Origin of the sequence: Pseudomonas syringae pv. cilantro (genome assembly GCF_001293775.1) — a bacterium.
Lineage (GTDB): Bacteria > Pseudomonadota > Gammaproteobacteria > Pseudomonadales > Pseudomonadaceae > Aquipseudomonas > Aquipseudomonas syringae_P.
Window position 1 is genome coordinate 141,109 of sequence record NZ_LGLN01000032.1, and the last position, 20,686, is coordinate 161,794.

Sequence of the window (20,686 nt, forward strand, 5' to 3'; positions counted from 1 at the left end):
AAAGGCCCTCCTGATCGAGGGCCTTTTACTGCGTTGCCAGCAGATCAGCTGACCAATTGATTGATCTCGATAATAGGCAGCAGAACCGCCATCACGATGACCAGCACCACCCCGCCCATGATCACGATCATCAACGGTTCGAGCAGTGCGGTCATGCCCATCGCACGCCGTTCGATGTCTCTGGACAGGGTTTGCGCAGCACGCTCGAGCATTGGCGGCAACGCGCCGGTCTTCTCGCCGCTGGCGATCAGGTGAATCAGCAACGGCGGAAAAACTTTTTCGACACGCAACGCAGCTGCCAGATTGACTCCTTCGCGGACCTTGGCCGTGGCTGCGCTGACACTCTGGCTCAGGCGGTCATTGGAGAGCGTCTGACGCGCCGCTTCCAGCGCCCGCAACAACGGCACCCCGGCACCGCCGAGGATCGCCAGGGTCGAAGCGAAACGTGCCGTGTTGAGGCCCAGCACAAAGCGTCCAACCAGCGGCAGGCGCAGGACGCGACTGTGCCAGGCCAGCCGGGCGAGTGGATTGCGCAGGTAAATACGCCAACCCCATGCCATGGCCACAACGCCCCCCAGGCACATCACCCCCCAGGCGCGGATAAAATCGCTGGCCGCAAGCATCGCCAGCGTCAGGCCCGGCAGATCCTGACGCGCCTGAGAGAACGCGCTGACCACCTGGGGCACCACGTAACTGAGGAGAAAAATCACGATGGCGATCGATACCAGCCCGACCACGCACGGATAGATGAAGGCGGTCAATATCTTGCCGCGCAGCATGTTGCGTTCTTCGATGTAGTCGGCCAGTCGTTCCATGACCTGTGCCAGATCGCCAGACTCTTCACCCGCAGCAATCAAGGCGCGATAGATGTCCGGAAAGTCTCGCGGCCGCGCGGCCAAAGCTTCTGCCAGACGCATACCGCTGCGCACATCGGTGCGTACCTCGCCGAGGGTCTGGATGATGTGCTTGCGCTCGGCCTGCTCGACGGTGGCACTCAGCGCCTCATCGAGTGGCAGCCCGGCGCCCAGCAAGCTGGCCATCTGCCGGGTGACAGACGCCAGGTCGCTGTCCGAGAGCCGTGTACTGAACAGGCTCTGCGACCGACTGCCGCTGGCCGGACCGTCGGGCTGAATGTGCAGCGCGGTCAGGCCGCGACTGCGCAGGCTTGCAAGCGCCGCGCCCTGACTATCGGCCTCGACATGCCCGGTCTCGAGTTTGCCCAGCGCATCTGCGGCTTCGTAGCGGAAACGGATCATCAGGCGTCCCGGGTGACACGGATGATTTCTTCCGGCGCAGTCACACCATCGCGCACCCAGCGCTCACCGTCTTCACGCATGCTGCGCATCCCGCCGCGACGTGCGGCGGCCGTTAACGCCTGCATGTCGGCACCTTGATGAATCAGGCTACGGACCTCGTCGTCGATACAGAACAATTCGTGAATGCCGGTGCGCCCGCTGTACCCGGTCTGGCTGCACGAGGTGCAACCCGCCGGGCGCCAGCAACCGGCTGCGCCCGGGTCCGGCTGTTTGCAATGCGGACACAAACGCCTTACCAGGCGCTGGGCAAGCACGCCAAGCAGTGACGAGGCCAGCAGAAAGGGTTCGACGCCCATGTCGATCAGCCGGTTGACGGCCGACACCGAGTCGTTGGTGTGCAGGGTGGCCAGCACCAGATGCCCGGTCAACGATGCCTACACGGCAATCTGCGCGGTTTCCAGGTCACGAATCTCGCCGATCATGATGATATCCGGGTCCTGACGCAGGATCGCTCGCAGCGCCAGCGCAAAGGTCATGTCGATTTTGGCATTCACCTGAATCTGACTGATACCCGGCAAGTCGTACTCCACCGGGTCCTCGACGGTGAGAATGTTGCTGGTACTGGCATCCAGCCGCGCCAGTGCCGCGTAGAGGCTGGTGGTCTTGCCGCTGCCGGTCGGGCCGGTGACCAGCACGATGCCGTGGGGTTGGCGAATCAGCCCGTCGAGCCTGGCCAGCACCTGCGCGTCCATACCTAGAGTTTCCAGGCGCAGGCGCCCGGCTTTTTTGTCCAGCAGACGCATGACCACGCGCTCGCCATGCCCGGTGGGTACGGTCGAAACGCGAATATCGATCGGTCGACCGGCCACGCGCAGTGCGATCCGGCCATCCTGCGGCAGACGCTTTTCGGCAATGTCCAGTTGCGCCATGATCTTGATCCGCGACACCAGCGAGCCGTGCAACGCCTTGCGCGGCGACACCACATCGCGCAGAGCGCCGTCCACGCGGTAACGCACCACAGAATGGCTCTCGTAGGGCTCGATATGTATATCGCTGGCATCGTCGCGGGCTGCCTGAGTGAGTAGCGCATTGATCATGCGGATCACCGGCGCACCGTCCTGGGCATCCAGCAAATCCGCGATTTCGGGGATGTCCTGCATCAGCCGGTCGAGATCCGCCTCGTTTTCTGCGGCACCGACCACCGCTGCGGCACTGCCGGTATCCGCGTAGGCGGCAGCCAACAGGCCTTCGAGTTGATCACTCTGGACCCGCTCAAGAGGCGCCCCGGTAAATTGCCGTCGCGCCTCATTGATCGCCCAGCCGGGCGTCAGGTCGCAAACAACAAGCACCGCGCCCTCCTCGCTGTGGCGCACGAGGATGCGCTGCGCTCTGGCCCAGACATACGGCAAGGCATTCATGGTGCAGGCACCGCACGAATTGTCGCGCGTGGCATCTGACTCGGCGCCGGGACCAGGTCGGGAATGGCCCTGGCGGCCGAAGGCAACTGGGGCGCCTGGGTGTCCGGCAGCGCCCAGTTGCGTTCCGGCTGAAGGTGGCCCTGCGCACGGCGCATGAAGTCATAACGGTTCAGGGTAATACTGCGCCCGGCGCCGCTGTCACGAATGATGTAAGGGCGCAGAAAGACCATCAGGTTGGTTTTGCTGGTCGAGCGTGCTTCATTGCGAAACAGCACGCCCAGCAACGGGATGTTCGACAGCCAGGGCACCGCGTTGTTGCTCTGGTTGTAGCCGTCCTGAAGCAGGCCGCCCAGCACCATGATCTGCCCGTCGTCGAGCAGAATGCTGGTGTCAATGGCGCGCTTGTTGGTCACCGTGCCAGCTTCCAGCGAGGCGCGTTGATCGACACTGCTGACCTCCTGATAGATATCCAGCTTGACCGTGCCGCCCTCGGAAATCTGCGGCCGCACATTCAGCTTGAGGCCTACTTCTTCGCGCTGCACCGTTTGAAACGGATTGTTGCTGGTGCCGCCGCCTCCGGTCACGTAACTGCCGGTGACAAACGGAATGGTCTGGCCGACGAAAATACTGGCAGCCTCGTTGTCCAGGGTCAGCAGGTTCGGCGTGGACAAGACATTGCTGCCGCCCTTGCTCTTCAGCGCCCGGGCCAGCACCTTGAGGTCGAGTACTTCACCGATCCCGGGAATGGTCACAGCGCCGCGTACCACGCCAACGTTCAAGCCTTGCGGCAACACATCAATGCTGGTGCCGCCGTTGCTGTTCAGGCCGCTGCCGCCGAGATTCACACCACCGAAGCCACCGTTGCCGCTGAGGTTGCCGGTTTGCCACTGCACACCGAACTGGCTGGCATCATCTTCGCTGACTTCGACAATCAGGCTCTCGATCACCACTTGAGCACGACGTTGATCAAGCTGATCGATGACTTCGCGCAAGTTACTGTACAGCGGTTCCGGCGCGGAGATCAGCAAGGTGTTGGTGGTGGCATCGGCCTGAATCGTCACGCCGCCTGCACTGAACGCGGTGTTCTGATCCACCTGCTGGCTACCGGCAGGTGCGGTGGGTGAGGCACCGGCGCTCTGGTTGTATCCGCTGGTGCCACCGCCCATGCCGGAAGTGCCGCCGCTGGTGGCAGCGCCGTTGCCCTGCCCGCTGTTATTGGTGCCCGCAGCGCCCATGCTGCTGAGCGTTGAGCGGGTCGTGTCACTGGCAGCACTGCTGTCATTTTCACCGGTAAGCAGACCGCGCAACGCTTGCGCCAGCTTGCCTGCCTGAGCATTGCGCAGGTACACCACGTGCAGGTTGCTGGGGTTGCTCTGGGCGTTGTCCAGTTTGTAGATCAGGCTGCGCGCCAGCTCGGTACGCTCCGGGCTGCCAGCGCGGATGATGATCGAATTGGAACGCGGATCGCCGATCACGCTGATTTTCTGGGTCGGATCGCCGGCCGGGGTGTCCAGTAATTCAGCGACCATGCTGGCGATGTCCACGGCAATGCCGTTATGCACCGCCACGACATCCGTGTCGATGGCGCTGGGCGTGTCGATGCCGTCGATAATCTGCGCCACGCGCGTCAGGTTCTCGGCGTAATCGGTGACCACGATGGTGTTGTTGCCCGGATAGGCATTGATCGGGTTGTTCGGTGAAACGATGGGCCGCAGCACCGGGATCAGATTGACCGCGTTTTCGTATTGCAGCCGGAAAGTGCGGGTCAGCATGCCGTTGGCCGACGCCTTGTCGGCACTGTAGATCGGCCCGCCCAACAATTTGGCATCGGCTTCGGGCACCACCTGCGCGACACCGCCGACATCGACCACGCTGAAGCCGCGCATGCGTAATGCCGCGAGCAGCATGTCATAGGCCTGAGCAGCAGGCACCTGGCCTTCGCTGACCAGCGTCAGGGTGCCGGTAACGCGCGGGTCGAGCAAAAACTGCTGGCCGGTCGAGCGCGATAACGCCCGCACCACCGCCTGAATGTCGGTGTCGACAAAATTCAGTTGCACCGGTTGATCGCCCAGCACGTTGCGTGGCGGCGCAGCCCGGCGCGAACCTGCCTGGCTGCGATTGCCGGGCGCTGAACGCTGCGCGCCGCGTCTTGGTTCGACAGCAGGTTGTGTGCGCTGACGGTCCAATAGCGGATCACCGTTGCGCGCGGTTCTGGCCAGCGGCTGACCCAGTTCGCTCTCGACCAGCAGAGGAGGCGCGGGTGATGAAGTGCTGCATGCACCCAGTGCCATCAACAACAACGGTGCGGTCCAGCGACACTGCCGCACATGATTGAAAAACGATCCCTTCATCAAGATTCCCTGGCGCTCGGCGCTTTTTCCATGCGAACGACCCCGGACAGACTGCCTGCCGAGTCTTGAGCGTTGGCCGCGCCTGCGCGTTGCAGGCGGGCGTCCATGATGTATAACGAAAACACCTGCGGCTGCTCCAGCAGCCAGTCGATCACCGCATCGGCCGGCGCCTGCTCGAACGCCAGTTGCCAGCCTTGTACCGCCCCCTGCACACTGGCCTCAAGCCGGCAATGTTGCAGCAGCCCGCGCGCATCCAGACTGCGCCGCAATGCCTGCTCTTCATCTTGATCCTCGGCGCGAAGCGGTGGCGTGGAGACCTGTTGCAATACACTGTCGAGCGCTTCGTTCTGCGAGCGCAACCTCGGGATTTCAGCGCTCCAGTAGGCAATCCTGTTCAGCGGCGGCTGAATCAGCAACCACCATACCAACAGCCCGGATAACAGCAGAACGCTGCCGCCCGTCACACGCTTTTCACGCCGCGACAGGTCGCGCCATGCCAGGCGAACCCGTAGGCCAAGCATGTGCCAGCGGGTGTGGGGCTGCCGACCTTGCTCAGTCATCATCGCGCCCCTGAGTCACACTGCCATCGTCCGATGGCGGCTCGATCAGCGGGCTGATGGTCCAGGCGCGCTCGTCGCGGCTGACAGCCAGACCTGCCTGGGCCAGTGCGACCTGCCATGTTCCTTCTCCAGCAGGCAAAGGCATATCGGCGAGCAATTGCACCTGCAACTTACCCTCGGAAAACGTCAGGCTCTGAACGCTGCCGATCAGGAATGGCAGGGCCTTGGCGGCGTGCACCATCAACCCATTGAAGCCCGCTACCGTCCCGGCCTCCCTTGCGCCAGTAAGCGCAGCCACTTGCTGGCGCGCCTGCTGCAAGGGGTTGAGAATGACCGGCAGCTGCGGAAATGCCTGTTGGACCCGTTGGGTCATCCGGGCTTTCAGTTGCTGCCCTTGCTCGGCTTCACGCGCGGCATACAGATTCAGGCCCGCCACCCACACGCCGACCGCCAGCGCACAACAGGCCAGCGCACCAACCCGGTTGCCCTTGCTGCGCGCCGCTGAAGCCATGCCGCCGTGCAGGCTCCAGCCAGGTGACGCGCCACTCAGGCATGAATCGCCCTCGCCCGGCCATACGAGCTCAAGGCTCCGGATCAGAGGCTCATCAAGGTCTGCCGCCAATCGCGGTTGCACGATGGCGGACGCTGCGCTGTAGCGCAGCAGCCAGTGCTCATCCAGCAGGCAGGCGCTGACGTGCCCCGCCGCAGGCACGGGCAACGCGTAAGGCGCCGGAAACAGGCCGTGTAACGAGAAATGCCGCGGGTTCAGCAACTCCATCAGACGCCTCAGCTCAGCCTTGGGCAGCCAGCCAATCTGCACCCGCCCGTCCATCTGACGGGCGCTGCACGCGATATGCACCTGTTCGATATCACCCAGCACCAGCCCCTGTGCGGCAAGAACAGCAGCCGCCTTGGTATGCGACGCCGATAATGGCGCAAGCTCGATGTCAGCCAGCAGGCTGTCAAGTGGGTGCAGGAAAGCTTCGACCGACTGTTTGTCGACCCCCGCGCACAAACACAGCAGCGAACTGCGGCCGGACTCGATCAGGTGATTTCGACGGTCCAGTCGTGCAAACGTCAGCTCGCTGTTCAGGGTCAGCGTGCGCAGTGGCGGCAAGGCAATCCGTAATCGGTTCATACGCCAGTCCGCGACCAGATAACCTGCGGCATGCGCTCTTCGGAACGGTGGATCAACGCTTGCAGACTGACGCGTCGGCGATCCTGCCGCGCCTGACCACGCAAAATGAACCAGTCGCTGGCGACGCCGACATCCAGGCTCTCGATCGACAGCGTCGGCACTTGCAACCGATTGAGGATGTCACCGCGATTGATAAACCACACGCCGCGATTTCTCTCGGCAATCACCGCTTGCGCCTTGGTCAGCGACAGGCCGGGAACCACCGCAGCCAGCACCTCGGCACTGGTGGTGTTGCCATTCAACAATGTGTTGCCCGGCAGAATGCTCACGTAGTGACCGAGGCGCTCCAGCAGCAACTCACTGAGCCCTTGCAGACCGCGCAGGTCGTCCACGCTGCGCAGCATTGGCCGGGTCGCAGGAACGATTGTCTGTGCAGGTGTATCACTGTCGAACAGGCCGGAGGCCGTCTGCATCAGCGGGTAAGAGGCCGTGACACGCTGACTGATGCGTCGCGACAGCCCGATGTCAATGCCGAGGGTCGCACAGAGTCGTTCGAAGCTGCGCAACTGACCGAGGTCCGGGCGATGATTGACGATCAGATTGCGCAGGTTGAACTTGCCCTGCTGGTCCTCCAGCTGCCCCTGAAAATCGCCGCTCAGTTGATCCAGTGCATCATGACCGATAGGGCGCGCCCACGCCTGGTCAGGCAGAGTCAGGCCATCCTGCCAGCGTGATTCCCACAACAGCCTGCGACCGACCTCCAGACCGCCGAGCAATACGGCGCTGCCCTGGCGGTGCGATTGCTCGGCTTCCACCACGCGGGTCAGCACACTCTGGCGGCTCAGCATGCCGGCAGCCATCACCGCAACCAGCGCAGCAATCAGCAACGCACTGATAATCGCCGAGCCGCGCTGGGTCATCGTTGCCGACCTGCAGATTTCCCCCGAGGCGTTCAAAGCTGCCAGGAGCCAATATCGGCATTGACGCCCTCGCCATCGGGCTGACCGTCGGCCCCGAGGGAAAACACATCGACTTCGCCGTTGACGCCAGGATTGAGGTAATTGTAAGGACGCCCCCAAGGGTCGTCGGGTAGCCGTTCCACATAAGCGCGCCAGTTGCTTTTGTTGACGTTCGCGGGTCGTTCCACGAGCACCTTCAGGCCCTGGCTCTGATTCGGGTAAGTACCGTGATCGAGGCGGTAGAGTTTGAGCGCCTGCATCAGACCTGCAACATCTTGCCGCGCAGCCGTGGCACGCGCCTGATCCGGCCGGTCGAGAACCTTGGGCACCACAACCGCCGCCAGAATGCCGAGAATGACGACCACCACCATGATTTCGATGAGGGTGAAACCGCCCTGACCCGGATGACCTGCCGAGCAAGACTTGACGCATACGACATCCATATCCATTTCCTGATAACTATCATCCTATGCGCAGTGTAGCAAAGCCGTTGCGTTGCCCGATCAAACTGCGCAAGCGTTATAGCGGGCCATTCATGAATCCTCAGCTGCTATTCTGCTGATCTGTATCTGCCAGGAGGCGCCCATGCACATGCCGCACAAGGAGCACGGCTTTACCCTGATCGAAGTGCTCGTGGCGCTCGCGATCATCGCCATCGCACTGGCGGCTGCGGCTCGTGTATCAGGGGTCATGACGCACAGCAACGGCCTGTTGCGGGATCGCGCGCTGGCGTTGCTGGCCGCGCAGAACCAGCTCGCCGAGCTGCGCATGGCGGAGCATCTGGCCGCGGGGACCCGCGCATTCGAATGCAATCAGGGAAGACTGTTGCTGCGCTGTGAGCAGTCGCTGAGCGTCAGCGCCGACGGCACGCTGATGCGCGTCAGCCTGAAGGTGTCCCAACGCAATGTTCAGGCCGCGCCGCTGGCACGCCTCGATGCCCTGCTCGGCCGTCCGGCGGCCAACAGACCATGATCATTCAGCGACGCATCAGGCTGGGCAGCTCCGGCCCTTCGGCCAACGGGCTGACAGTGAAGCGCTTGCGCTCCGAGCCCTGTTCGATCACCACCCCGTCGGCTTCGATAGCCACCAGACGCACATCCCTGGCGAGATGCTCCCCCGCCAGGAAACTGCCTGCCGGACCGTCATTGAGGCTGATGATTGCCACCGCGCCGCGCGCCCCGGCCATGACACCGGACACCTTGATCTGCACTTGCGAAGGCTGGTCGGCGAACCAGTGCCGTGCCGGGCTGGCGCTCGCAGGTGCCTGCCCGACCGGCGCACTGCCTGACGATGGCAGCGGGGCCAGCAGGCGTGGCGCCCAGAATGCGACACCCGCCAGCGCCACTATCAGACCAGCCGCCAGCAGCAGCCGAGGGGCAGAAAACGCAAAGGGAACTACCATGACTGAACCTCCTGTTCGTCCGAACGAGCAGTCTACATGAGCGTGCGTCGCTGGCTATCGTCTGTACCCGGAAGTGAACCGACCTCAGCAAGGAGTGCAGCGTCATGAGCATGCCCAGGCAATCAGGCTTCACTCTGATCGAACTGATGGTCGTGGTGGTGATTATCGGCATCGCCAGCGCGACAATCAGCCTGAGCATCACGCCCGACCCTGCAGCGCTGTTGCGCAAGGATGCTGAACGTCTGGCGCAACTGTTTCAGATCGCTCAGGCTGAAGCCAGGGCCGACGGCCGCATTATCAGTTGGCACGCCGATGCAAAAGGTTTTGCCTTCCGGCGGCGCGCCGACACAGGGCCGGGCCACGACACCTTCAACAGCGATCCGCAACTGCGCCCGAGAAACTGGGAGTCGCCGGCCATGCGTGTGCGCGTTCAGCCCGGGCAGCGCGTGATGTTCAACACGGAATGGGTCGACACGCCCCTGCGTATACGGCTTTCCGACGGCCAGCATGCCCTCGATCTGCAACGCAGCGCGCTGGGGCAGTTACAGGTGGTCAGTCCGCCATGAACAGAGCACCAAAGCCCGCGCACCAACACGGTTTTACCTTGCTTGAGGTGATGGTCGCGATCCTGCTCATGACCCTCGTCAGTCTGATCGCCTGGCGCGGCCTCGACAGCGTGACCCGAACCGACCGTCACCTGCGGGATGACACTGAAAAAACCGAGTCCCTGTTGCGCGCACTGAACCAGATGGAACGTGACGTGCTGCTGCGCGCCAGCGTTGAACTGCGCGAACCGGTGATCGGCGAGGATGCTTCTCTGAAACCGGAAACGCCTGCAGCGTTGAGCGTGCGCAGTGCCGATAAAAGGCATTTTCGCCTCGACGTGATTCGCAGCGCGGCCACGCCCGAGGACGGTCTGCAGCGGGTTCGCTGGTGGCTGGATAACAAGACCCTGTATCGCGCCGCAGCCATCGCCAGCGACCGCTATCCGTTACCGGCCCCCGGCGATGGCATTGCAGTGCTTGACGGGATAGTCGATGTGCGGCTGCGGGTCTGGAAGGACGGCAGAGGCTGGCAATCGCCTGACAGCCATAAAGAGGACAACCCGCAAGGCCTGGAAGTTATTCTGACCCGTCAGACTGATCAGGGAGAGGAGCGTTACCGCAAAGTGTTGGGGCCGCTGGAATGAGAGCCTTTCCAAGGTTGCTTGCAGGCCCGTGCGCCCGCTTTTCATGACCAATGGCGTTTTATCACAGCGCTGACAGTTGGGTTGGTATCCACCTGCAACAGCGCTGTATAAAATGCCGGCCGAGCTGAACTCAGGTGCTCCCGCGCCCCGCTCCATCGCGTCACGACGGCTGCCAGTATCTCCACTGCGCCGGGAGCGCCCGGCCGAAAACTGGCAGGAGCGCCGAAAAGCTCAGCGAAGGTTTCCCAGTTTTCATGCAGCCGGGTGCGAGCGCCTTCTTCCAGTGCCGCTTGCTGTGCATCAGCATCACCAGCACCCGGCAGCCAGCGTTCCGGGTAATCGATGATGCCGATCGGCGCGTAACAATTGGTGGCGATGTACACCAGCCCGCGAAGTGCCTGAGCCCGAGCGGACGCTTCTCCGGGCAGCAGGCTGGAGCGGGAATGCTCCAGACCCAGATGAATCAGGATCGCAGCGCTTTCGGTCAGCACCGTGGCATCGGCCAGCACCAGCGTCGGCACTTGCAGCAACGGATTGACACGCCTCAACGCCTCCTTCCCGGGCCCCTCTTCCCATGAGCTGGCCCTGATCAACGTAAACGGGACCGCGCATCGCTCGAGCGCCATCTCGATTGCCGCCGACCCCGACCCTCTACTGCCAAAAAGCGTGTACATGCCAATGCTCCTTCAGGGGCCGCATGCTCAGTCCGCAGAATTGCCTGGAACGGGAGCGAACAGGTGGCTGTGCAAGAAATCGATGAACACCCGCAAGCGCACGGAAAGATGTTTGCTGGACGGCCAGAGCAGCCTGAAACTTCCCGTGTGCACGGTGTAATCATCCAGAATCGAAACAAGTTCGCCGCGTTTGATCGCGGACGCAATCATGAAATCAGGCAGGCAGGCGATACCCAGCCCGGCCCGCGCGACGTCGACCAGAATTTCCGTGGTGTTGCAGATCATCGTCTGCGGCAAATCAAGATCATCGGCACCGTCCTCGCGACGCAGCGGCCAGAGTTCGAATTTGCCGGAGGACGGAAACTTGTGATGCAGGCAGGCGTGCTGAACCAGATCAGCGGGAAAAGCCGGCACCCCGCGCCGTTCAAAATAGTCCGGAGAGCCGACAATACGTAACTGAAAGCCGCCCATCCTTTTCGACAGGAGCCTGGAGTCACTGAGGTCGCCCGTACGCAAGACGACGTCAAAGCCTTCTTCGATGATATCGACCATGCGGTCGGAGAAATCAATATCCAGCTCGATGTCGGGAAAAGCGCGCATGAACTCGATGATGACCGGCATGACCAGTCCGCTGACCAGCGGCACACTGACCCGCAACCGGCCCCTCGGCAAATCCCGGGCATTGCTCAATTCCATTTCTGCCGCTTCCAGTTCTGCCAGGATACGTCGACAGCGCTCCAGAAACAGCGAGCCCTCAAGGGTCAGGGCGATGCTGCGCGTGCTGCGATGAAACAGCCGCGCGCCGAGGTTCTCTTCGAGCCGGCCGATGCTTTTGCCGACGCCCGAGGACGAAATGCCCAGGCGCTTTCCGGCCTGGGTGAAACTTCGTGTTTCCGCGACCAGCACAAACAACGCGATGCTACCTAGCGATTCCACTGCTCACTCCTATTGCGGACAGCCTTGTCCTATGCCTTCGGAACATAAGCCTGTTTTTGTTTGCAGACGCAACCCCTAATCTTCGGCAGGCCAAACGCCGTCGGGTCAACGCGCGACGCGAACCGACATCTGCGCACGCCTTCACAGGGATATCACCATGACTTCAACCAGCCACGTTCAGGCCCCTTTAAGGGCCGGGCGATGGGGACAGCTGTTCGCTGCCTGCCTGACGGGCATCCTGATTCCGCTATGCTTCACCGGCCCGGCGGTCGTGCTGCCCTCTATCCACAAGGCACTGGGCGGATCGGCTGTAGAACTGACGTGGGTCATAAACGCCTACATCCTGACGTATGGCAGCGCCATGATGGCCGCCGGCAGTCTTACCGATATCTACGGCAGAAAGCGCATCTGGCTGATCGGACTGGTGATCTTCGTGGTCGCCACGTTTGCCATTCCTGCGGCGTCGTCGGTGCTGCAGATCGATATCCTGCGTCTTGTTCAGGGCCTGGGCGGTGCGGCGGCGTTCGCTGGCGCAATGTCGTCGCTGGCGCAGACCTTTCACGGCGCCGACCGCACCCGAGTGTTCAGCCTGCTGGGCACCACCTTTGGTATCGGCCTGGCTTTCGGCCCGCTTGCGGCGGGCACACTGGTGGATTCGGCAGGCTGGAAGTGGTCATTTCACGCCACCGCCCTGATCGGCGTAGCCGGCTTTTTTCTGGTGCTGTTCTGCGCCACCGAATCCAGAGATCCACACGCCGCCGGCATGGACTGGCCCGGTGCCGCCAGCTTCACGGCAGCCCTGACGCTCTTCACTTATGGTGTTCTGCTTGCCCCCGAAGAGGGCTGGACGCACCCGTGGGTGCTGGGCAGCATCATCGGTTCGTTACTTCTGTTCCGGGTGTTCATCACGCTGGAACGCAAAGTGGCCAGCCCCATGCTCGACCTGTCGCTGTTCAAAAGCGCACGTTTTGTCGGCGTGCAGATCCTGGCCGCCAGTCCGGCGTTCTTCTTCGTGGTGCTGATCATCATGCTGCCCGCGCGCTTCATCGGCATTGATGGCCTCAGCGCTCTGGAAACCGGGCAGATGATGACGGCTCTGGCTGCGCCGTTGCTGGTTGTGCCCATGCTTGCAGCGCAACTGGCGCGCCGTTTCACAGCCGGTGTGCTGTCAGGCATCGGTCTGCTGCTGGTGGCAGCCGGCTTGTCCTGGCTGGCCTTGGCGCTGGACAGCAGCGTCATCAAGAACGCGCTGCTGCCCATGGCCTTGATCGGCATCGGCATTGGTCTGCCCTGGGGCTTGATGGACGGCATGGCGGTGAGCGTCGTTGAAAAGGAACGCGCCGGCATGGCCACCGGCATCTTCAACGCCGTGCGGGTTTCGGCCGACGGGATTGCCATCGCGTTTGCCGGTGCGCTGCTGGCAACGTTCATTCAGTGGGGGCTTTTCGAATCGGTGAACGGCGTTGCTCCGCACATCGTGACCGAGGCTGCCAACCGCGCAGCGCTGGGCGACTTGCACAGCGCCACTGGCCTGCTGCCCGGCAAGGCAGATTTGCTCCATCAACACTATGCCAGTGCGTTCCGCAGCCTGTTGTTCATCCTCAGCGCGGCCACGGTGCTGACCGCCGCTGCGGTATTCCTGCTATTGGGTCGAGTGCGTGCTCACGACGAGTCGCCGCAACCATCAGCCAGGCCAATTGACCTGGCGGGAGATTCCAAATGATTCGGTCTGAAACATGGGCGCCGGAACGGCATCCTGCTTTTGCACGCGTATTTGCACCCGGTCAACTGACCTTCGGCCTGATTGCGCCACTGGTGGGCTATCCGGACACCGCTGTGCCCGACATGACGAATCATGTGGCACTCGCGGTCCAGGCAGATCAGGCCGGTTTCGCCGCGCTCTGGCTGCGGGACGTGCCCCTTCTGGAACCGGCCTTTGGTGATGCGGGGCAGATTTTCGATCCTTTTGTGTATGCTGCCATGTTGGCCGCAGTGACCCGACGAATCAGCATCGGCACTGCAGGTATCGTGCTGACATTGCGCGATCCATTGATGGTGGCCAAACAGGCCTGCAGCGTAGACGTCCTGCTCAGGGGGCGGTTGCTGCTGGGTTTGTCGACCGGTGATCGTCCCAGCGAGTATCCGGCGTTTGGTCAGGACTTCGACACCCGGGCCGAACGCTTCCGGGAGTGTGTCGAGATTCTGCACACCGTCACCGAACGCCCTTTCCCAGCCTACAGGTCGCGTTATTACGGACAGCTCAACGGCGAACTCGATCTTTTACCGAAACCGCATTTCGGTCGCCTGCCCATGCTGGCCATCGGGCGCTGCAAGCAGGACATCAGTTGGCTGGCCAACCACATGGACGGCTGGATCTGGCATCAGAGCGCTTTCAACACGCTGCCCGATGTCATCGACCACTGGCGAAAATCCGCTGATCAGGCGTCGTTCAGGCCCTACGGCTACGCGACGTTCTTCGACCTGGAAGACGACCCGGATGCACCGCTGAAAGTCGGGCGCGGCATCAGCACCGGACGCAACGCGCTCATCGACCTGTGGCAGCGCCAGCAAGCCGAAGGCGTCTCGCATGTCGCCCTGAACCTCAAGCCACTGCGACGTCCAGCGACGGAGGTGCTGCAGGAGCTTGCCGAATATGTACTTCCACACTTCCCTACCCACGAGAAACCTTATGCCTGAGCGCGTTGGTTGCGCCCGGAATTACCGCCACCTCGTTCGCGCTGTCGCTGGGTACGTCGCTGCTGTCGAGCCTGCTGCTGATCAACAGTCCGCTGGTGGCAGGCAGTATCGCCTTCGCGATGTTCATAGCCGCTTTCCTGGTGCAGGTGGTGTTGTATGGGCAAACCGGCGAGCGACTGTTTTACTTCAGTGCACTTTCGACGTTCGTCGCTATGCTGTGTCTGGTCACCGCAGTCGCACTGACCTCACCGGCTGCCCTGATGGTTGCCACCTTGCCGGCAGGTGCCGGACAAGGGCCGGGCCAGCTTGAGGGGCTGACACTGATCGCGATGAACGTCAGCAATCAGCGTCGTGCACAGGGCAATTCCCTTCTGAATATGGGAGGCTACATCCTCGCAGGGCGTCTGCCGGTGGCAACCGGTTTTCTGATCGATAAGACCCGTCTGGCCGTGGGCGCTTGCTCACTGGCCGGTCTGCTGGCTTGCAGTGCGATTCTTGCCGCGTGGTTTGTGGCAGGGAAACAGGGAGGAACTACACCCAAAATGACCTGGAGGTCACCATGCGCTCTGAAAAAGCTTATTCGATCAAACCCAACCCGATGCGCAGCAGCCGCAACAGATTGCAACTGGGGGTTTTCTCCTCCAATACCGAGGGCGGTTGCACGGTCACCAATGCACCGGAACGCCTGCGTGGCGATGACTGGGCAGGCAATCTGGAAATAGCCCGAATAGCCGACGACGCGGGGTTTGAAGCGTTCATTCCGGTAGGCCGCTGGAAAGGCTTCGGCGGCACCAACAATACGGGCGGTGTCTCTTTTGAAACCTACACCTGGGCGGCCGGCATTGCGGCCCTGACCCATCGGATTGCCGTATTTTCGACATCGCACTTGCCCACCGTACACCCGTTGTTTGCCGCCAAGCAGGCGGCGACCATCGACCATATCAGCGGCGGGCGCTTCGGCCTGAATATACTGTGTGGCTGGTACGGCGCTGAAATGCGCATGTTCAGCGGCCAGATGATGGAACACGACCAACGCTACGACTACGCAGAAGAATGGCTAAAGATCGCGAAAAACGCATGGCAACAGCACACCCCTTTTGATTTCAAAGGCGAGTATTTCAACGTCTGCGATGCCGTCTCGCAACCCAAGCCGCTCAACCCACCTTACCTGATCAACGCCGGTGGCTCGCCGCGTGGTAAACGGTTCTGTGCCGAGCACTGTGACGCGGCGTTTCTGATCATCAAACATCTGGACGGGGAAGCAGCGGTGCGTCAGCAAATTGCTTCTTACAAGGATCTGGCCAGACAGCAATTTGATCGCGACCTGAAGATCTGGTGCTATGGCTACGTGGTGCAAAAGGAAACTCAGGAGGAAGCCGACGCTTATCTGGATTACTACGCCAACCAGCTCGGTGACGACGAAGGCTGCTCGATCATCACTCGCGAACTGGGTATTCAGACCGGCATCTTCACCCCGGAAGACGCCGTCCGTTTTCGCTTTCATTTCAAAGCCGGGTTTGCAGGCGTACCACTGGTAGGCACACCGGAACGAATCGTCGAGCTGTTTGAAAAATACGCGGCCTGGGGGATCGACGGCATCGCGCTGACCTGGCTGGATTACCATCAGGGCATCAAGGAGTTCGTGGCGCAGACACTGCCGCTGATGGAGCGCGCCGGACTGCGCGATTCGAGTGGCGTCGGGGCTGTCAGGTCGAGGGTTGCCGCCGAAGTCGCCTGATCGTCGGGGCTCCCTGCATCCCGGACGGCAGGCCAGGCGCGGGGAGTCCTTCAACAGCGTTTAAATGGCCAGCATCCGTTGTGGATTGAGCAGTGCAATCTCGGCCCGACGCACGTCGCTCAAACCGAATGTGTCAAACCACTGCTCACTCATCGACAGCCATTCAGGGATATCTATCTGACTGGTCTGCCCGAGATCAGAGCTGTACACCACATTAGGCACATTCCTCAACACCTCGCTGAAATCCTGCCTGTCCTGATAGCCAAGCAAGTACGTCAGCGCCGTCTGCTCGATATACACCGAAGGCTCGTTGCCGATCTCCGCCAGCTCCGCCGCCTTCAGGCCGGTCAACGGGTTGGCGGGCTGATTGAGCATCAGCCTCGGCACGCCGATCCTGATGGCCTCATCGATCAGCGCCCGGACTTCGGCGGCATCGGCATGGCCGGTCGAGATGACCAGCGGATAGTCACGCGCCATTTTCAGAATATCCAGCGCCTGAGGCGTAAGGTGTCCGCTGTGCGAGGTCACCCTGGCCGGCTGAATGGGTTTGTCGCGCAACAGCGAGTGGCTCAGGTTGCGGGCTAGCGTGCTGGCGTGTGTCCTGCCGGTGACGGTCGGAAAATGCACGATAAACCTGCCGGGCTCGTCGCCACGCAAACAAAGGCTACGCTCGACCACCCGGTAATCGACGCCCCCGGCAATCTCGTTCAGAACCACCGAGCCGCTCACCGGGAAGCCCTCGCTACGCGCCTCCCATGCCTGTGCGGCGGTGCAGCCCAGATGATTTTTCAACACCACCCGGCCCTTGGCATTCGCATAGCGCCGTCCCGCCTCTATCGCGCCGTGGCGGCGGACAAACGCGTCGGGATTGGCGTGGTAATGAACATCGATAAAGCAGGTCTCATCGATTGACCGGGTCATCTGCCGGTCTCCGCCGCAACGTTCAGGAAGCGGTCGATGTGCTCCAGCACCCGGGGCAGATCATCAGCCAGCGGGCGCATTCCGCCATTGGGGACGCACACCGAGCACTGATTTTCCGTAAACACAGGCGGTACGTGGTGCGCACCGACCAGCTGTGATTTCTCGCCAAACACACTCAGTACGCGGCCCGTGTAGTGCCGCAAACGCTCGCTGATGTCCAGACCGCTCAACAACCGGAACCCTTGCGTCAGACGTTGCCCCTGGATCTCAACAGGTACCTCGCTCTCGCGGGCCGGTTGATCGCTGCGTAAGACGGCCTGACCTTCAGGCAGCACCCGATCGTCGAGCAGGCGCTTTGCCGCCTCGACCTGTCCCGCTTCTGCCAGATCCGCCATACGTCCCAGCCGCGAGTCGAGCAAGGCGTCGGCTTTTGCAGGCGAAGAAAGCAGCAATAATGCGGGTGTCGCGCTCAGGTACGAACAGCCTGCCAGCTCTTGCACCAAGGCCCCGCCGAGCGCAACGCCGACCAGAAGCTGCGGCGTACCCCAGGGCTCAAGCGCCTGCGCCCAGCGGCGGGCGAATTCGCCAAAATTTTCGTCAGGCTCGACTGACAGGGAAAGGGAATCGAACACCGTAATCTGGTGACCCGCCTTGATGAAATGCTCGATCAATGGCTGAGCGAACCCGCCCTCATCCCACACCGGCATGACCGGCGAAAGGATGAACACGCGGGTCTGACCGATGCCGAACGTCTGATGCGTGATGCAATCACTCATGGCTTTTGCTCCTGCAGAAATCCTCGGGCCCGCCTCTGCTGGCGGGTCCGGGCGTTGATCCGTGACGCTCGATTAACGGGCAGCGCGCAGGCGCTCGACGCTGCTGGCGTACCCGGCCATGGTTGAATCGATGATCGACCGGGCGGGCAACACATCACTGATCAGGTCCGCGACTTCGCCAGCCCAGATGGCCCTGATGCTGACATCATCGGCAGCCAGAGCAGCCTCGTAGTCCGCACGCAGCCGATCCGCTGATACAGCGAACGCCTGTTCCTCACCGACCCAGGCATTGGAAAAGTCATTGCCGATCACCCGCCCGCTGTAGCCCTCGGGCCAGTCGATGCCACGCACCTGATCAAAAATCCGGGTGCGCACCGTGTCGCTGGCGACCGCCTGCAACAGACGCTGTTTGACCCGCTCGGAAGGAAGTGCCTCCTGCGACGCCAGAAACCGCGTGCCCATCATCACGCCGTCCATACCCAGCGCGAGTGCTGCCGCCATGCCGCGACCATCGGCAATACCGCCAGCGCCGATCAGCACGACGTCATCGCCCAGCGCATCGCGAACCGCCGGAAACAACGGCATGGAAGAACGGCGCAGGCTGTGACCGCCAGCCTCGGCGCCCTGAACGATCAAGGCATCGGCACCTGCGTCCAGCGCTGCATGCGCCTGATCGACATCGTGTACCTGAACGATGACCTTGGCATTGGCCTGTTGAATGGGCCGGATGAAAGGCCGCGCATCACCAAACGACAATGCGACCACGTCAGGGCCGTACTCCAGCGCCAGCTGAAGCAGTTCAAAGCGTCGCGCCACGGTAAACATCACCAGGCCCACGCCCCAGGGTTGTTTCACGTCGCGCATCAGTGCCAGTTCGCTGGCCATCCATTGCGCATCACCGTAGCTGGCCCCGACCAGCCCCAGGCCTCCCGCGCGGGAAACCGCAGCCGCAAGACGCCCTCCAGACGCGCCGCCCATCGGCGCCAGGACCAGCGGATGTTCAATTCCAAGCAGTGCGGTCAATGCTGTATTGATCGCGACCATAGTGTCATCTCCCGTGCAAAACCGAATGAATGCAACCAGAGAGCAGCGTTCGCCACTGCCCTCTTCTGCCCGTGCTTAATCAGCCGACTTTTTGCAACGCGGTTTCGGGAGTGATGTATTCGGCCACACCGTAAAGGTGATATTCCCAAGTGCCGGCTTCCTCCAGACGCCGGTAGCGGGACAGAAATCCTTCATCCTGGAACAATGACTCGAACTGCTTCTGATCACTCCATTGCGCCTGATTGATGACCGTCTTGCCGTCCGTGCTCTTCATCAAGCGGCTCCACTGAAACGCACTGTACGTGCGAGCCACATAGCTGACGGCGTCCTCGAGTATCTCGATCGCCAGGTCCTGAGCCCCCTCGTTGACCTGTACTACGTTGACCAGATAGATCGCCTTGTCATCGGTGACGGATCGAGCGTCGAACAATTCCATTTTCATAATCGGTTTCCATTGATAAGAAGAAGTAGTTACGCAAACAGTGGTACTGAAATCGCCGGCTTGCCGTCTTGCCAGAGCAGCGGCGAGATCAACTCGGCCACTGTGGTTTTCTCGACCAGACCGATGATGATTTCGTGTGTGCCGTAAGTAATCCGTTGGGCCACGGAACAGAACAGGGTCGCCTGGGCCGTGCGCAGGTACGGCACGCCCTGGTCGTGCTGCCAGTCGCCGCTTGCAAACCGCGCAGGACCATTGACCGCACCGCCGAAAACACTCACCAGCTCTTCCTGACCCGCCTGCAACAGGCTGACGGAAAACTTGCCCTGCTCAACCAGCGGCAGGTAAACGCTGGCGCTGTGATTGATGCACACCAGAATCGACGGCGGGCTGGTGCACACTGAACTGACCGCCGTAGCGGCCATGCCGTAGGGTGTGCCCTCATGCTCGGTTGCAATAAGGGTGACGGTCGAGGTCAGGCGACGCATGGCCTTTTTGAACAGGGCAATGTCCGCATCAGGCATTTGCGTGACAAGCAGTTCATCGAGCGCTGTCGACGTCTCGGCATTCGCTGACCATCCGGGAACCTGATTCATGACGGCACTCCTGCGCGGGCTTTTTCGGCGTCGGTGAGCCAGGGCTGGTCGTAGCGACAGGCTCTGCGGGCATCCTCAAGGGTCGAGCCTGCGGAGATGGCCTCGATGATCCTGCGCTCTGTCTGTTCCACTGCCTGAGCGCGACGAACCACTTCGCCTGCAACGTGTTGTGGAATGACGACACAACCACTGCCATCGCAAACAATAAGATCGCCGGGTTGTATGCTGACGCCATCAATCACGACCGGTACTTGCACCGCCCTGAGTTGAGCGCGGTTCTTTGCCGACTGCATAAAACGGCCACGGCTGAACAACGGGTAGTTGCAACGAACAACAGTGTCGATATCCCGTGCAACGCCATCAATCACAGTTCCCTTGATACCGTTGGCCAGCGCAAAGTGGGTCATGATATCGCCCCAGACCGTACAGTCCTGACGACCATTATTTGAAGAAACAATCACTGCACCAGCGGGAACCTGATCAATATAGTTGGCCGCTCCTTTGAAAACGGCTGACGTATCGTATCCGCGCCACGAACCCCACCTAGAAAAAAATGAGGATCTGATTTAGCGAGGCATCTCTGGCGAGCAAT

At 61.7% G+C, this 20,686-nt stretch carries 20 protein-coding genes and 2 pseudogenes; 6 read left to right on the forward strand and 16 right to left on the reverse strand.

Going from position 1 to position 20,686, the window contains the following annotated elements:
• Positions 1 to 44: 44 nt before the first annotated feature.
• From gspF to gspG, 7 genes and pseudogenes are all read right to left on the reverse strand, one after another.
• Positions 45 to 1,256, reverse strand: coding sequence for a type II secretion system inner membrane protein GspF (gspF, locus tag ABJ99_RS06125; RefSeq protein ID WP_054085047.1), 1,212 nt, complete (start codon positions 1,254 to 1,256; stop codon positions 45 to 47).
• Positions 1,256 to 2,674: pseudogene (gspE, locus tag ABJ99_RS06130) on the reverse strand (type II secretion system ATPase GspE). The gene gspF and the pseudogene gspE overlap by 1 nt, the downstream one beginning before the upstream one ends.
• Positions 2,671 to 5,025, reverse strand: coding sequence for a type II secretion system secretin GspD (gene gspD, locus ABJ99_RS06135; protein WP_054085048.1), 2,355 nt, complete (start codon positions 5,023 to 5,025; stop codon positions 2,671 to 2,673). Before gspD ends, gspE begins: the two are co-directional and overlap by 4 nt.
• On the reverse strand, positions 5,025 to 5,585 hold the full coding sequence (gene gspM, locus ABJ99_RS06140) for a type II secretion system protein GspM (protein ID WP_054085049.1): 561 nt from the start codon (positions 5,583 to 5,585) through the stop codon (positions 5,025 to 5,027). The genes gspD and gspM overlap by 1 nt, the downstream gene beginning before the upstream one ends.
• Positions 5,578 to 6,723, reverse strand: a complete 1,146-nt coding sequence (gene gspL / locus ABJ99_RS06145; protein WP_054085050.1) for a type II secretion system protein GspL — start codon at positions 6,721 to 6,723, stop codon at positions 5,578 to 5,580. Before gspL ends, gspM begins: the two co-directional genes overlap by 8 nt.
• Entirely contained in the window at positions 6,720 to 7,643 is a 924-nt protein-coding gene (gene gspK, locus ABJ99_RS06150; RefSeq protein WP_054085051.1) for a type II secretion system minor pseudopilin GspK, read from the reverse strand. Before gspK ends, gspL begins: the two co-directional genes overlap by 4 nt.
• 32 nt (positions 7,644 to 7,675) lie before the next feature.
• A complete protein-coding gene (gene gspG, locus ABJ99_RS06155; protein WP_054085052.1) occupies positions 7,676 to 8,125 on the reverse strand; it encodes a type II secretion system major pseudopilin GspG in 450 nt (149 codons plus the stop codon).
• A 142-nt stretch (positions 8,126 to 8,267) separates the two neighbouring features.
• Here gspG and gspI point away from each other — a divergent pair, with 142 nt between their 5' ends.
• On the forward strand, positions 8,268 to 8,654 hold the full coding sequence (gene gspI / locus ABJ99_RS06160; RefSeq protein ID WP_054085053.1) for a type II secretion system minor pseudopilin GspI: 387 nt from the start codon (positions 8,268 to 8,270) through the stop codon (positions 8,652 to 8,654).
• A 4-nt stretch (positions 8,655 to 8,658) separates the two neighbouring features.
• Here gspI and ABJ99_RS06165 read toward each other — a convergent pair whose 3' ends face one another.
• Positions 8,659 to 9,084 carry a type II secretion system protein N gene (locus ABJ99_RS06165; protein ID WP_054085054.1) on the reverse strand — a complete coding sequence of 142 codons (426 nt, stop codon included), beginning with the start codon at positions 9,082 to 9,084 and terminating at the stop codon, positions 8,659 to 8,661.
• 104 nt (positions 9,085 to 9,188) lie between these two features.
• Here ABJ99_RS06165 and gspH point away from each other — a divergent pair, with 104 nt between their 5' ends.
• Both gspH and ABJ99_RS06175 read left to right on the forward strand, forming a co-directional pair.
• Positions 9,189 to 9,650: a type II secretion system minor pseudopilin GspH gene (gene gspH, locus ABJ99_RS06170; RefSeq protein ID WP_054085055.1), complete on the forward strand. Its 462-nt coding sequence runs from the start codon at positions 9,189 to 9,191 to the stop codon at positions 9,648 to 9,650.
• On the forward strand, positions 9,647 to 10,273 hold the full coding sequence (locus tag ABJ99_RS06175; protein ID WP_054085056.1) for a type II secretion system protein GspJ: 627 nt from the start codon (positions 9,647 to 9,649) through the stop codon (positions 10,271 to 10,273). The genes gspH and ABJ99_RS06175 overlap by 4 nt, the downstream gene beginning before the upstream one ends.
• 41 nt (positions 10,274 to 10,314) lie before the next feature.
• On the opposite strand, the gene ABJ99_RS06180 is transcribed toward ABJ99_RS06175, so the two are convergent.
• Entirely contained in the window at positions 10,315 to 10,947 is a 633-nt protein-coding gene (locus tag ABJ99_RS06180) for a glutathione S-transferase N-terminal domain-containing protein (protein ID WP_054085057.1), read from the reverse strand.
• A gap of 27 nt (positions 10,948 to 10,974) precedes the next feature.
• Positions 10,975 to 11,883 (reverse strand): LysR family transcriptional regulator, encoded by a 909-nt coding sequence (locus ABJ99_RS06185; RefSeq protein WP_054085058.1) that lies wholly within the window; start codon positions 11,881 to 11,883, stop codon positions 10,975 to 10,977.
• A 157-nt stretch (positions 11,884 to 12,040) separates the two neighbouring features.
• Here ABJ99_RS06185 and ABJ99_RS06190 point away from each other — a divergent pair, with 157 nt between their 5' ends.
• The 3 genes from ABJ99_RS06190 (at position 12,041) to ABJ99_RS06200 (ending at position 16,318) form a co-directional block, all read left to right on the forward strand.
• Positions 12,041 to 13,606, forward strand: coding sequence for an MFS transporter (locus ABJ99_RS06190; RefSeq protein ID WP_054085059.1), 1,566 nt, complete (start codon positions 12,041 to 12,043; stop codon positions 13,604 to 13,606).
• Positions 13,603 to 14,580 carry an LLM class oxidoreductase gene (locus ABJ99_RS06195; protein ID WP_054085060.1) on the forward strand — a complete coding sequence of 326 codons (978 nt, stop codon included), beginning with the start codon at positions 13,603 to 13,605 and terminating at the stop codon, positions 14,578 to 14,580. Before ABJ99_RS06190 ends, ABJ99_RS06195 begins: the two co-directional genes overlap by 4 nt.
• 559 nt (positions 14,581 to 15,139) lie before the next feature.
• Complete coding sequence (locus ABJ99_RS06200; RefSeq protein ID WP_054085061.1) at positions 15,140 to 16,318, forward strand: LLM class flavin-dependent oxidoreductase; 1,179 nt, start codon at positions 15,140 to 15,142, stop codon at positions 16,316 to 16,318.
• A gap of 60 nt (positions 16,319 to 16,378) precedes the next feature.
• On the opposite strand, the gene ABJ99_RS06205 is transcribed toward ABJ99_RS06200, so the two are convergent.
• The 6 genes and pseudogenes from ABJ99_RS06205 to ABJ99_RS06230 form a co-directional block, all read right to left on the reverse strand.
• Positions 16,379 to 17,239: a DUF6282 family protein gene (locus ABJ99_RS06205; RefSeq protein WP_054085062.1), complete on the reverse strand. Its 861-nt coding sequence runs from the start codon at positions 17,237 to 17,239 to the stop codon at positions 16,379 to 16,381.
• Entirely contained in the window at positions 17,236 to 18,015 is a 780-nt protein-coding gene (locus tag ABJ99_RS06210) for a hypothetical protein (protein ID WP_054085063.1), read from the reverse strand. The genes ABJ99_RS06205 and ABJ99_RS06210 overlap by 4 nt, the downstream gene beginning before the upstream one ends.
• Before the next feature lie 72 nt (positions 18,016 to 18,087).
• Positions 18,088 to 19,059 (reverse strand): NAD(P)H-dependent flavin oxidoreductase, encoded by a 972-nt coding sequence (locus ABJ99_RS06215; protein ID WP_054085064.1) that lies wholly within the window; start codon positions 19,057 to 19,059, stop codon positions 18,088 to 18,090.
• Between the two features lie 79 nt (positions 19,060 to 19,138).
• Positions 19,139 to 19,501 carry an antibiotic biosynthesis monooxygenase gene (locus ABJ99_RS06220; protein WP_054085065.1) on the reverse strand — a complete coding sequence of 121 codons (363 nt, stop codon included), beginning with the start codon at positions 19,499 to 19,501 and terminating at the stop codon, positions 19,139 to 19,141.
• A 29-nt stretch (positions 19,502 to 19,530) separates the two neighbouring features.
• Entirely contained in the window at positions 19,531 to 20,022 is a 492-nt protein-coding gene (locus ABJ99_RS06225; RefSeq protein ID WP_054085201.1) for a flavin reductase family protein, read from the reverse strand.
• A 68-nt stretch (positions 20,023 to 20,090) separates the two neighbouring features.
• Positions 20,091 to 20,615: pseudogene (locus tag ABJ99_RS06230) on the reverse strand (RraA family protein); the annotation flags it as partial.
• Positions 20,616 to 20,686 lie beyond the last annotated feature (71 nt).